Genomic DNA, 11667 nt, shown 5'->3' on the forward strand with positions numbered 1-11667 from the left:
CCACTGACCGGTACTCAGTGCGCGGCGGGCTGGGTGCCGGTGGTGTCGAGCGCGGCCACGGAGTAGGCGGCGTACGTGCGGTACGGGTCGCGGCCCTCGAAGTACGGGGTCAGCTGGGCGTCGAGTTCCTCGGCGGTGAACACGCCGTCGGCGGCGGTGAACTTGTGCTCCACCGTGGGCGGGGCCATCAGGGCGACCATGTCGCCGTAGACGACGAACACCTGACCGTTGATGCCGTCCGCGGCCGGCGAGGCCAGGTGGGCGACGAAGGTGCCGACGCGCTCCGGGGCCATGATGTCGAGCCCGCCGTCGGGGCCGTTCCCGGTGCCGAAGGAGTCGGCGGTCATCTCCGTGCGGGCGCGCGGGCAGATCGCGTTGGCCCGCACGCCGTAGCGGGCCAGGCCCTGGGCGGTGGCCAGCGTCAGCGCGGTGATGCCGGCTTTGGCCGCCGAGTAGTTGGGCTGGCCGGGGGCGCCGAACAGGAAGGCTTCGGAAGAAGTGTTGACGACGCGTCCGAAGACGGGGCCGCCCGCGGCCTTGCTCGCCGCCCGCCAGTGCATGGCGGCGGCGCGCGAGACGGCGGCGTGGCCCTTGAGGTGGATGCGGATCACGTCGTCCCAGTCGGACTCGGAGAGGTTGAACAGCATCCGGTCGCGCAGCACGCCCGCGTTGTTGACGAGGATGTCGAGTGTGCCGAAGGTGTCCACGGCGGCTTGGACCAGGCGCTCCCCCATGGCCCAGTCGCCGACGTCCCCGGTGATCGCGACGGCCTCGGATCCCAGCGCGCGGATCTCGGCCACCACGTCGTCGGCGGCCTGCCCGATGTCGTTGACGACGACCTTGGCGCCCCGGGCGGCGAGCGCCAGCGCCTCGGCCCGGCCCAGCCCTGCGCCCGCTCCGGTGACGACCGCCGTGCGCCCTGCCAGGGTCTGTGTCGCGCTCATGCTTCGGCTCCCTCTGTGTGTCGGTGAGTGGAGTGCGGCGTTCGGGGTGATCACCGCGAGTCCGAAACTAGTATTCGTTTCAGTTTTTCGGCGGGGCTGTCCCGCTGAGTGGGCGCGGGCCGCACTCCATGGAACCGGACTCGACTACGCGAACCGGGCGCACACGGAGCCGAGCCCTGCGAAGTCGGCCCGGAACTCCTTCCCCGGGCCCACATCGACCGCGCGCGTGCACGAACCCGGCAGCACCAGGTGACCGGCTTCCAGGCGCACCCCGAACGAGGCGACCTTGCGGGCGAGCCAGGCCACCGCCTCCGTGGGGTCGCCAAGGACGGCGTTGGTGTTCCCCCGGGCGATCTCCGTACCGTCCTCGTACAGCACCGCCTCGATGTCCGCGGGGTTCAGATCGCGCGGCGCCACCCGCGCGTCGCCCAGGATCACACCGGCCGACGAGGCGTTGTCGGCGATGGTGTCGGCCAGGCCGATACGCCAGTCGGAGATCCGGCTGTCGATGAGTTCGAGGGCCGGCACGATGTGGTCGGTGGCGGCGAGGACGTCCTGGGTCGTGCAGCCCTCCCCTGGCAGGGACTTGCCGAGGACGTAGCCGATCTCGACCTCGATGCGGGGGAAGCAGTAGCGGGAGGTGTCGATGGTCGGCCCGGTCACCACCATGTCGTCGAGCAGATGGCCGTAGTCCGGTTCGTCGACGCCCATCATGCGCTGCATGACCTTCGAGGAGAGCCCCACCTTGTGACCGCGCACCGTCGCGCCCTCGGCCAACCTGCGGCGAATGCCGAGGAGTTGGATCTCGTAGGCGTCGACGACGTCGATGTCCGGGAACGTGTCGACGAGCGGGGCGATGGGGCTGCGGTCGTCCTCGGCGGCCCGCAGCAGGTTGGCTGCGGCCGCACGGCTCACGGTGTCAAGCATGCGAGTTCTCCTTCGGGAAGGTCCGCTCGGCGGCGCTCGCGGCGGGGTGGAACCGGACCCGGCCGCCCGACAGGGCACGGCGCCCGTCGGTCGACGCCTCGAAGCGGGCCGCGCCGCCGCCGTCGGTGAGCGCCGTCACGTCGAGCCGGTCGCCCGGGAAGACGGGCGCGGCGAACCGGGCCCGCAGCTCCGTCAGGTCGGCCGGGTGCGCGCCCAGCGCGGGCGCGAGGGTCAGGGTGGTGGCGGCCAGCGCGCACAGGCCGTGCAGGAAGGGCCGGGGCTGTCCGGCGGCGCGGGCCGCGGCCGGGTCGATGTGCATGGCGTGGCGGTCACCGAGCAGCCGGTAGAGGGCGGCCTGCCGGACGTGGGTGTCGACGCTCACGTGGCGTGCCGCGCCGCCCTCGGGACGGGCCGGCGCCGCGGGACCGCGCTCCCCGCCGAACCCGCCCGCGCCGGGCGCGAACAGCGACCAGGTGGCGACGAAGCTCTCGGCGCTGACCTCCACCTCGAAGACCGCGGCGGAGCCCTTGTCCCACACCTCGGTGACCCGCGCCCGCGTCGTCAGCTCGCCTGCCGGGTCCAACGGCCGTTGCACCACGAGGTGTTGGGCCCCGTGCACGGCGGTGGTGGCGTCCAGCGCGCCGAGGGCGCCGAGGGCGTCCGGGGCCCACTGGGCGAGCGTGAGAGCGAAGGTGGGCAGCACCCGCAGGCGCTCCTCGTGGACCAGGTCGAGCGCGGTCGCGGGCGCGCCCACGGCCAACGCGTAGAGGATGGCATCGCGTTCGGTGTACGCGACCGTGCGGGTGCCCAGGTCGTGGCCGCGCCACGGGGAGACGTTCACCGGTCCGCGCCGAGGATCAGTCCGCTGGTGGGCACGCCGGTGCCGGCGGTGACGACGACGTGTGAGACGTCGTCCGGCTGGTTCACCGAGGTGCCGCGCACGAGCCTGACCCCTTCGGCGATGCCGTTCATACCGTGCAGGTACGCCTCGCCGAGCTGCCCGCCGTGGGTGTTGGTCGGCAGTGCGCCGGCTCGTTCCAGGTGGCCGTCGGCGATGAAGTCCTTCGCCTCACCCCGGCCGCAGAACCCGAGTTCCTCCAGTTGCGGCAGGACCAGCGGGGTGAAGTGGTCGTAGAGGATCGCGGCATCCATGTCGGCGGCGGACAGACCGCTCTGCGCGTAGAGCTGACGGCCGGTCAGGCCCAGCTCCGGGATGCCGGTGATGGAGGGGCGGTAGTAGCTCGTCATCATGTGCTGGTCCTCGCCCAGACCCTGGGACGCGCCACGGATCACCGCGGGCGGGTGGGGCAGGTCACGGGCCCGCTCGGCGGAGACGATGACGAGGGCCTGGCCGCCGTCGGTCTCCTGGCAGCAGTCGAGCAGCCGCAGCGGCTCGGCGATCCACCGTGAGGCCTGGTGGTCGGCGAGGGTGATGGGGCGGCCGTGGAACCAGGCCGCCGGGTTGTTCGCCGCGTGCGCCCGGTCAACGACGGCCACTCGCCCGAAGTCCTCGCTGGTGGCGCCGTATTCGTGCAGGTAGCGGCGGGCGAACATGGCGACCCACTGGGCGGGGGTGCTCAGCCCGAACGGGGTCATCCACGCGTACGCGGCACGGTCGGCGGTCGTGTCCATCGCCCGGTCGGCCTGGCCGAGACCGTAGCGCTCGCCGGAGCGTTCGTTGAACGCGCGGTAGCAGACGACGACCTCGGCGGCCCCGGTGGCGACCGCCATGGCTGCCTGCTGAACGGTGGCGCAGCCCGCGCCGCCGCCGTAGCCGATCCGGGAGAAGAAGGTCAGCTCCCCCATGCCCAGGTTGCGGGCGAGGTGGATCTCGGAGTTGGTCTCCGCGGTGAAGGTGACCAGGCCGTCGACGTCGGACGGGGCGAGGCCGGCGTCCGTGAGCGCGGCGAGCACCGCCTCGCAGGCGAGCTGGAGTTCGCTGCGCCCGGAGTTCTTGGAGAACTCGGTCGCACCGATCCCGGCGATCGCCGCCGCACCGGACAGGGGACGGGTGCTCATCGCGGCGCCGCCTCCTTCGGCAGCCGCACCGTGACGGTGCCGGTGACATGGTTGCCCAGGCTGTTGGCGCCGGTCACGGCGATGTCCACGCGGCCGTCGTCGTGCCGGGCGCGCACCTCGCCGCTGAGCGTCATCGTGTCCCCCGGGTAGTTGGGCGCGCCGAGCCGGATCCGGATCGCGGTGACGGTGGCCGCCGGACCCGCCCAGCCGGTGACGTAACGGTCGACCAGTCCGTTGCTGGTCAGGATGTTCATGAAGATGTCCTTCGAGCCGCGCTGCCGGGCGAGTTCGGGATCGTGGTGGACGTCCTGGTAGTCGCGGCCCGCGAGGGCCGTGGCGACGATCAGGGTGCGGGTCAGCGGGATCGCCAGGTCGGGCAGCCGCTCGCCGACGGCCACCTGCTCGTACGTCCGGGTGGGCGGCGGCGTCACGAGGCCACCGCCGGTTCCGCCAGGACGTCGCCGAGCCGGGAGAGCTGGGCGCGGGCGCCGCCCAGGGTGGACGAGATCTGCCGCCCCCACAGGAAGTGCCGGTGGACCGGGTAGTCGGTGTCGACGCCGATGCCGCCGTGCAGGTGCTGCACCCGGTGCACGGTGGTCAGACCCGCTTCCGAGGCCCACCAGTTGGCGACGAGGGCGGCGGACTCCTGCTCCCCTTCGGTGGCCTCGCTGTCGGACAGGGCGTCCACCGCGTGCCACATGGTGACGCGCAGGGCGTCGATGTCGATGTAGCAGTCCGCCAGCTGGTGCTGCACCGCCTGGAAGGTGGCGAGCGGGCGGCCGAACTGCCTGCGCTCCCGCAGGTGGTCCGCCGCGTGACTCAACGCCCCTTCATTTACGCCGAGTTGGAGCGCGGCGAGCGCGATGCGCGCGAGCCGCACGGCCCACTCGACCGTCCCCTGCCCTGGAGCGCCGACCGCCTCGGCGGGCGCGGCGTCGAGCGTGAGGTGCCCGCTCAGGTCGCGGTCGGTCGTCTCGGCGTGCTCCCAGGACACCCCGGCGGCGTCGGCGGCGACGAGGAAGAGGCCGGTGCCGGCCCCCGTGTCGGCGCTGACCAGGACGTGGGAGGCGCCGGTCGGGCCGGGCACGGCGGCCTTGTGTCCGGTCAGCCGCCAGGGCGCGGCGTCCGCCGGGGCCGGCGCGGCGACCGTCCGGGGCGTCAGCGGGTCGGCCGGGCCGAACTCCTCAAGGGCCAGGGCCAGTCGGGCCGTGCCCGCGACCAGCGGCGGCAGCAGCAGGGCGCGGGTGCGGGCGTCGCCGTGCGCGGCGACGGCGAGCGCACCCACCAGGGTCGACCACAGGGGCACGGGTGCCACGCTGCGCCCCTGCTCCTCCAGGAGCACGCACAGTCCCGCCGGTCCCAGGCCGGCCCCGCCCACGCCTTCGGGCAGTGCGGCGCCGATCAGTCCGGCGTCGGCGAGGTCCGTCCACAGCCGCTCGTCGACGCGGCTCCGTGAGGTTTCCACGGCGCGCAGCCGCTCGGGGGACGTGCGGTCGGTGAAGATCTCCCGTGCCAGGTCCCGTACGGCTTCGAGCTCTTCTCCCAGGGAGAAATCCATCAGTTGGCCTCCGCGTCGGCGGGCCGGAAGACCGGCAGGGTCAGGTCGGGGTCGGCGTCGAGCCAGTCGAGGACCACCCGCATGCCGACCGTCACGTCCTCGGGCTTGACGCCGGTGAGGTTGGCGATGAGCCGGGTGCCCTCCTCCAGCGCGACGACGGCTACGACGTGCGGGAAGTCGAAAGCGGGATGCCGGGGGTGGTGGTTCACCACGAAGCTGTACACCTCACCTCGCCCGGCGGACTCGACGGTGTCCCACTCGACGGATCCGCAGGCGGGACAGCAGGGTCCCGGCGGGTGGCGCAGCGCCGCGCAGGAGGCGCAGCGCTGGATGAGCAGGCGGTGTTCGCGCGCGCCCTCGAACCAGAAGGCGTTGTCCCGGTTGACGGCGGGGCGGGGGCGCGGGGCCTTCGGGGCGGTGGCAGCGGTGTCTGCCGCCTCGGGCCCGGTGGGCCGGAAGCGCAGGGTGCGCCAGCGCTGCGTCGCGACGGTCTTCTCGTCCTGGTCGGTGTACGTCTTCACGGTCGTCACGAACCGTCCGGTGCCGAGGCCGGTGCGCTTCTGAGGCGAGATCGACTCGACGACCTCGCGCACGGCGACCCGGTCGCCGGGGGCCAGTTCGCGCAGGAACTCGAAGTCGGAGTCGGTCGCGACCACCGAGGTGTAGCCGCCCTCGTCGAGCAGCTCGACGAGTTCGTCGAAGCCGCGCCGCCCGTCGTCGGCGGCTGCGGCCACTGTCCCGTAGCCGCGCATCGTCCATGCCTGGCACATGGACGCGGGGGCCACCACGTCCGCGCGGCCCGTGGCCCGCGCCGCCGCCGCATCGGTGTAGACGGGGTTGGTGTCACCCATGGCGGCGGCCCAGTGCCTGATCATCGGCTCGTTCACCGGGTCGGGTCCCGGGGTGCGCGCGGCCAGTTCCCTTCCGACGAAGGCCAGCAAGCGCTTTTCGTAGTCGGGCAGTTCACCAGTGTCGTCGGATGTCATGCGCCACGCCCCGCCCGGGGCAGTCCGAGGCCCTGGGTGGCGACCATGTCGCGAAGGATCTCGTTGACACCGCCGCCGAAGGTGTTCACGATGCCCTGCCGGGAGAGCTGTTCCACCTGTCCCGCGAGGGCGGCGCCCGGTGACTCGGGCCTGATCCGTCCGGCGGCGCCGAGGATCTGGGTGAGTGAGCGCTGCACGTCGATGTGCGTCTCCGTGCCGTACACCTTCGTGGCGCCGGCGTCGGCGCCCGTCAGCGTGCCGTTGGCGACCGCGGCCGTCATCTTCCAGTTCATCAGCCGCATCGCCTCCAGACGGGCGTGGGTGCGGGCGAACTCCTCGCGTACCCAAGGGAGTTCGTAGGTTCCGTTGCCCCTGGCCCAGGCCAGGACCCGCTCCCTGAGCTGGATCATGCGCCCGCCGAGCGCCGCGAGACCGATCCGCTCGTGGTTGAGCTGGGCGGTGATGAGCCGCCAGCCGCCGTCTACCTCGCCCACGACGTCCTCGGCGGGGATCCTGATGCCGCTGTAGTAGGTCGCGGTGACGACCATGCCGCCCACGGTCGGCAGTGGGCTCCAGGAGAATCCTTCGGCGTCGGTCGGCACGATCAGGATCGAGATGCCCTTGTGCTTGGGGGCGTCCGGGTCGGTGCGGGCGGCGAGCCAGATGTAGTCGGCCGTGTTGGCGCCGCTGGTGAAGATCTTGCTGCCGTCCACGACGAAGGAGTCGCCGTCGCGGCGCGCCCGGGTACTCAGCGAGGCGAGGTCGGTGCCGGCCTCCGGCTCGGTGTAGCCGATGGCGAAGACGATCTCGCCGGCGAGGATTCCGGGCAGGAAGCGCTTCTTGTGTTCCTCCGATCCCTGCGCCATGAGGGTGGGGCCCACCGTGTTCACCGTGACGAACGGGAAGGGCAGTCCTGCTCGTTGGACCTCGTCGAAGAAGATGTACTGGTCCTCGGCCGAGCGCCCCTGTCCTCCGTACTCGGTGGGCCAGCCGATGCCGAGCCAGCCGTCGGCGCCGAGACGCACGACGATCTCCCGGAAGCGGCTGCCGCCCACGCCTTCCTCTCCTGCCCGGCGGCGTTCCTCCTCGGGCATCAAGGAGGCGAAGTACGCCCTCAGTTCACGGCGCAGCTCGCGCTGCGCGGCGCTCTCGCGCAGATGCATCTGGTTCTCCTCGGTCGGGCGTGACTGTCTGAACGTCAGGGAAGGAAGCGGGCGCGCCCGTTCGCGTGGAACGTGTCGCGCAGGGCCGCCTTGTCCAGGTCGCTCATCAGGGCGTACGTGGGGCCGCCGCGGCCCGCCCAGTGGTAGACGGGGTCGTCGGTGCGCCAGCCCTCCAGCTGCATCTCCTTCTTGCGCAGCTTGTTGGAGCCGGTCGTCGGCAGGGCGTGCGACACCCGGACGTAGCGGGGCGCGCCCTTCGTCCCGAGGTCCTCCTGGCGGGCGAGGAACTCCGGCAGGTCCAGGTCCTCGAACCGGATCCCCTCCGGTATCTCGACGGCCGCCATCACCTGGTCGCCGGAGCGCGGGTCGGGGACGCCGAAGACACCGGCGGCGAGGACGCGCGGGTGGCGGCGCAGGACGCGCTCGGTGAGCAGCGCGGAGGTGTTCTCACCGTCGACCCGGATCCAGTCGCCGGAGCGGCCCGCGAAGTAGAAGTAGCCGGACTCGTCGACGTAGCCGAGGTCACCTGTCCAGTACCAGCCGTGCCGCACGCGTTCGGCGTTGGCGGCCTCGTTGTTGTAGTAGCCCTCGAAGCGGGCGGCTCCCTCGGTGTCGACGATCTCGCCGATGGCCTCCTCGGGGTTCAGCACCCGGCCGTGCGCGTCCAGCACGGCGGCGGGGCACGTCGTGCGGCGCTCGGGGTGGACGATGCGCACGCCGTCACGCGCCGGGACGCCGAGCGCGCCCGTCGGGGCGTCCGGGGCGCGCCGCAGCATGCCGGCCCCCTCGCTCGATCCGTAGCCCTCGACGAGCTTGCAGCCGAAGCGGCGCCGGAAGGCGGCGGCGTCCTCCGGGGACGCCTCGGTGCCGAAGGCATGGGTGAGGACGTTGTCGCCGTCCTGGGGCGACTCGGGCTGGGCCAGGATGTAGCTGATCGCCTTGCCGACGTACGTGAAGAAGGTCGCGGAGAAGTGCCGGACGTCGGGCAGGAATCCGGAGGCGGAGAACGTGTCGGTGAGGGCGACGGTGGCGCCGACGGTGAGTGCGGGGGCCCACAGCGCCATGAGCGCGTTGCCGTGGAAGAGCGGCATCGGGCAGTAGCAGATGTCGGTCCTGCTGATGTCGTACTTGGCGCTGTTGGCCGCGCCGAGCCCGGCGAGCCGCCCCTGCGAGCAGATGGCCGCCTTGGAGGTGCCGGTGGTGCCCGAGGTGAGCAGGAGAAGCATGGGTGTGGTGGCGGTGACGTCCGGGTCCCGGGCCGGCTCCGCCGCGTGCGCGGCGGCCTCGTGTGTGTGGCCGGGGTCGTCGACCACGAGGAAACGGTCCCGTGCGACCCCGACGTCGAGGCCGTCGAGCAGCTTCATTCCGGCGCGGTCGGTGACGATCAACTGGCAGTCGGTGTGCCGGACTTCGCGTTCCAGCTCGGCGCCGCGGCGCGTCGGGTTGATGCCGACGACGGCCGCCCCGCCCAGTGCGGCGGCGCCCAGCCAGAAGACGTACTCCGGCACGTTGTCGAGGAGTACGCCGATGTGGAACGGGCCGTCCACGCGCAGCTCGCGCGCCCAGGCGGCGCGGGCGGCGCTCTCGCGGACGACCTCGTCCCAGGCCCAGGCGCGTTCGCGGGTGCGCAGCCCCATGTGGTCGTCCCCGACACGGGCGAGCAACAGGTCGGCGATGGTCTGGTGTGGCACGGTCGGTTACCCCTGTGTCAGTCGAAGTTGGCCTGCCCGCCGTCCAGCGGGACGGTGGCGCCGGTGAGGTAGCGGGCGTCGGGGCCGCAGAGCATGACGACGGCACGGCCGATGTCCTGTTCGCAGTCGCCGACGTAGCCGAGCGGGATGGAGGCGCAGAACTCCTCGGCCTCCTCGGGGTGCTTGGCCTGCCACCCCGCGTACGCCGGTGAAGTGGCGTGCGGGGCGATGGCGTTGACACGGATGCCGTCGCGGCCCCACTCGCCCGCGGCGGTCCTGGTCAGGGAGCGCAGCGCCACCTTGGCCGCGGCGTAGGCGCCATAGGTGCGCAGGTCCCAGCGGACCATGGCGGAGGTGACGAGATTGATCACGGATCCGCCGCCGTTCCTCTTCAGGTACGGGTGGCAGGCCTTCATGAGGGCGAACGCGGCGAACGGGCCGCTGCGGAAGCCCTTCTCGAAGTCGGCGTCGCTCATCGTGAGCAGCGGACCGTAGGAGCCGCTGTAGGCGTTGTTGACGAGGATGTCGATGCCGCCGAGACGTTCGGCGACGGCCTCGACCATCTCCGGGATGCGTGCGGTGTCGAGCACATCGAGGACGAAGGGCTTCGCCCGGACTCCGCGGGCGCGCAGCTCCTCGCAGACCGTGATCAATTTACCCTCGGTGCGGCCGAGTGCGGCGATCGCGGCGCCCTCGGCCGCGAGCGCGAGGGCGATGCCCCGGCCCACGCCCTGCCCTGCTCCGGTGATGAGCGCGACCCTGCCGTCGAGGCTTCCCATCGGGTTCCCCTTCTTGTTGTTGATCTCAGTTGGTCTCAGTCGATGTCGGCCGGAGCCGGTGCCCGGGCCGTGCGCTCACTGCGGCCGGGGCAGCTCCTTGGTGATGAACAGGCCCTCGGCCGTGACGCACTCCTTGCCGCCGGCCGAGATGGCGCCCACGGTCCTGATCCGCCGCCCGTCCACGGACACCTGACGGCCCGTGATGGTGAGCGGTTCGAACAGCGGGGTGGGGCGGCGGTAGCGCAGGGTCAGCTCGGCTGTCATGCCCGAGGGGCCGCCCCAGTGGTTGGCCACGCCGAGGGTGTGGTCGAGCAGCAGGGCGGAGATGCCGCCGTGGACGTGTCCTGGCGGGCCCTGGTACGGCAGGCCGAGGGTGACCGTGCCGGTGATCGACCCGTCGTCGACGCCGTGCAGGGTGAGCGGCGGGGCCAGGGCGTTCTCGGGCCCGGTGACGGGGTCGTGCCGGTTCACGCCCTCCCCCTCCCACATCCGGGCCAGGCGCCGGGTCCGCTCGGGGGCGTGCTCCTCCAGGGTGTCCGCGACGGCGTGCAGTTGCGCGGCGACGGCTCCCATGTCGAGGGAGGTGTCGTCGCCCGCGGCGAGCAGCGCCTCGACCACTCGGCGGGCGGCGGCCACCGCGGCGTCCACGCCGTCCTGGTGCGGGGCGGCGACCAGCGGGGGCCCCGCCGTCTCCCGCGTACCGGCGCTCATGCCCGCACCGTCGCGGTGGCGTGGGTGAGCACCGGGGCGTCGTCCCGCTCCGGGCAGGTGGCCCGGAGCAGCAGCCGTTCGGTCCCGGCTTCCTCACCCGTCTCGCGCCACACCGAGGTGCGGATCGTCTCGCCGGGCGTCAGGATGCCCGCGAACCTTGCGGACAGGCCCTCAAGGCGCGTCACGTCACCGTCGAGGAGGCCGTCGACCAGGGCCTTGCCGACCACTCCGTACGAGGCGAGGCCGTGCAGGATCGGCCGGTCGAAGCCGACGGCGCGCGCGAACTCCGGGTCGGCGTGCAGGGGGTTGAGGTCGCCGTTGAGGCGGTACAGCAGGGCCTGGCTCGGGGTGGTGGGGGTGTCGATGACCAGGTCCGCCGGTCGCCCGGGTTCGGTCGTGGTCTCCTCGGGGCCCGGTTCGCCGCCGAAGCCGCCTTCTCCTCTGGCCCAGATGCGCGTGGTGCTGGTCCACAGGGCGGCGCCGTCGCCGTCGGTGGCCTCCGAGACGAGGACGACGAGGGCGGCCTTGCCCTTGTCCCAGACGTCGGCGACGCGTGAGGTGAGGGTCGCGGTGCCGGACGCGGGCAGTGGCCGGTGGACGGCGAGTTCCTGTCCGGCGTGCAGCATCGACCGCAGGTCGATGTCGATGCCGGGCATCGCGTCGACGTCCACGGGGGCGTCGCCGGCCGAGGGCCCGGTGCCTGCGACCATCGCGAAGGTCGGCAGGACCGCCAGTCCGCGTTCGTAGGTGAGGTGGAGCTCGGGGTCGGCGCCCGGTCCGGCTCCCGCGCCCAGGCTGAGGTGGTACAGGAGCACGTCACGGGTGCTCCAGCTGATGGTGCGTGAGGTCGGCTCGGCGGTGAGCGCCTTGTGCCGGTCGATGGGCATGG

Annotated in this window: 12 protein-coding genes; all 12 read right to left on the reverse strand. The window is 72.6% G+C overall.

What is annotated here, in order from left to right:
* Nucleotides 1-14 precede the first annotated feature (14 nt).
* The 12 genes from OKJ99_RS18990 to OKJ99_RS19045 all read right to left on the reverse strand — a co-directional run bounded on the left by OKJ99_RS18990 (nt 15) and on the right by OKJ99_RS19045 (nt 11665).
* The gene (locus OKJ99_RS18990; RefSeq protein ID WP_326017839.1) at nt 15-944 is read right to left on the reverse strand and encodes a 3-oxoacyl-ACP reductase; all 930 of its coding nucleotides are present in this window, start codon (nt 942-944) and stop codon (nt 15-17) included.
* A gap of 144 nt (nt 945-1088) precedes the next feature.
* The gene (locus OKJ99_RS18995) at nt 1089-1871 is read right to left on the reverse strand and encodes a 2-keto-4-pentenoate hydratase (protein ID WP_326017841.1); all 783 of its coding nucleotides are present in this window, start codon (nt 1869-1871) and stop codon (nt 1089-1091) included.
* Nucleotides 1864-2712, reverse strand: coding sequence for a MaoC/PaaZ C-terminal domain-containing protein (locus OKJ99_RS19000; RefSeq protein ID WP_326017843.1), 849 nt, complete (start codon nt 2710-2712; stop codon nt 1864-1866). The genes OKJ99_RS18995 and OKJ99_RS19000 overlap by 8 nt, the downstream gene beginning before the upstream one ends.
* Nucleotides 2709-3890: a lipid-transfer protein gene (locus tag OKJ99_RS19005; RefSeq protein ID WP_326017845.1), complete on the reverse strand. Its 1182-nt coding sequence runs from the start codon at nt 3888-3890 to the stop codon at nt 2709-2711. The genes OKJ99_RS19000 and OKJ99_RS19005 overlap by 4 nt, the downstream gene beginning before the upstream one ends.
* Entirely contained in the window at nt 3887-4321 is a 435-nt protein-coding gene (locus tag OKJ99_RS19010; protein ID WP_326017847.1) for a MaoC family dehydratase, read from the reverse strand. Before OKJ99_RS19010 ends, OKJ99_RS19005 begins: the two co-directional genes overlap by 4 nt.
* Nucleotides 4318-5448, reverse strand: coding sequence for an acyl-CoA dehydrogenase family protein (locus OKJ99_RS19015; RefSeq protein WP_326017849.1), 1131 nt, complete (start codon nt 5446-5448; stop codon nt 4318-4320). Before OKJ99_RS19015 ends, OKJ99_RS19010 begins: the two co-directional genes overlap by 4 nt.
* Entirely contained in the window at nt 5448-6434 is a 987-nt protein-coding gene (locus OKJ99_RS19020) for a bifunctional MaoC family dehydratase N-terminal/OB-fold nucleic acid binding domain-containing protein (protein ID WP_326017851.1), read from the reverse strand. The genes OKJ99_RS19015 and OKJ99_RS19020 overlap by 1 nt, the downstream gene beginning before the upstream one ends.
* Nucleotides 6431-7597, reverse strand: coding sequence for an acyl-CoA dehydrogenase family protein (locus OKJ99_RS19025; RefSeq protein ID WP_326017853.1), 1167 nt, complete (start codon nt 7595-7597; stop codon nt 6431-6433). The genes OKJ99_RS19020 and OKJ99_RS19025 overlap by 4 nt, the downstream gene beginning before the upstream one ends.
* A gap of 35 nt (nt 7598-7632) precedes the next feature.
* Entirely contained in the window at nt 7633-9288 is a 1656-nt protein-coding gene (locus OKJ99_RS19030) for an AMP-binding protein (RefSeq protein ID WP_326017855.1), read from the reverse strand.
* 17 nt (nt 9289-9305) lie between these two features.
* Nucleotides 9306-10067 carry an SDR family NAD(P)-dependent oxidoreductase gene (locus OKJ99_RS19035; protein ID WP_326017857.1) on the reverse strand — a complete coding sequence of 254 codons (762 nt, stop codon included), beginning with the start codon at nt 10065-10067 and terminating at the stop codon, nt 9306-9308.
* A 75-nt stretch (nt 10068-10142) separates the two neighbouring features.
* Nucleotides 10143-10778, reverse strand: coding sequence for a PaaI family thioesterase (locus OKJ99_RS19040; protein WP_326017859.1), 636 nt, complete (start codon nt 10776-10778; stop codon nt 10143-10145).
* Nucleotides 10775-11665 (reverse strand): MaoC/PaaZ C-terminal domain-containing protein, encoded by an 891-nt coding sequence (locus tag OKJ99_RS19045; RefSeq protein ID WP_326017861.1) that lies wholly within the window; start codon nt 11663-11665, stop codon nt 10775-10777. Before OKJ99_RS19045 ends, OKJ99_RS19040 begins: the two co-directional genes overlap by 4 nt.
* Nucleotides 11666-11667 lie beyond the last annotated feature (2 nt).

Source organism: Streptomyces endophyticus, assembly GCF_035798155.1.
Lineage (GTDB): Bacteria > Actinomycetota > Actinomycetes > Streptomycetales > Streptomycetaceae > Streptomyces > Streptomyces endophyticus.

Coding starts and splice junctions, on each gene's coding strand:
- OKJ99_RS18990 (WP_326017839.1), bottom strand. CDS start 944: ATGAGCGCGACACAGACCCTGGCAGGGCGCACGGCGGTCGTCACCGGA.
- OKJ99_RS18995 (WP_326017841.1), bottom strand. CDS start 1,871: ATGCTTGACACCGTGAGCCGTGCGGCCGCAGCCAACCTGCTGCGGGCC.
- OKJ99_RS19005 (WP_326017845.1), bottom strand. CDS start 3,890: ATGAGCACCCGTCCCCTGTCCGGTGCGGCGGCGATCGCCGGGATCGGT.
- OKJ99_RS19015 (WP_326017849.1), bottom strand. CDS start 5,448: ATGGATTTCTCCCTGGGAGAAGAGCTCGAAGCCGTACGGGACCTGGCA.
- OKJ99_RS19020 (WP_326017851.1), bottom strand. CDS start 6,434: ATGACATCCGACGACACTGGTGAACTGCCCGACTACGAAAAGCGCTTG.
- OKJ99_RS19025 (WP_326017853.1), bottom strand. CDS start 7,597: ATGCATCTGCGCGAGAGCGCCGCGCAGCGCGAGCTGCGCCGTGAACTG.
- OKJ99_RS19035 (WP_326017857.1), bottom strand. CDS start 10,067: ATGGGAAGCCTCGACGGCAGGGTCGCGCTCATCACCGGAGCAGGGCAG.
- OKJ99_RS19040 (WP_326017859.1), bottom strand. CDS start 10,778: ATGAGCGCCGGTACGCGGGAGACGGCGGGGCCCCCGCTGGTCGCCGCC.
- OKJ99_RS19045 (WP_326017861.1), bottom strand. CDS start 11,665: ATGCCCATCGACCGGCACAAGGCGCTCACCGCCGAGCCGACCTCACGC.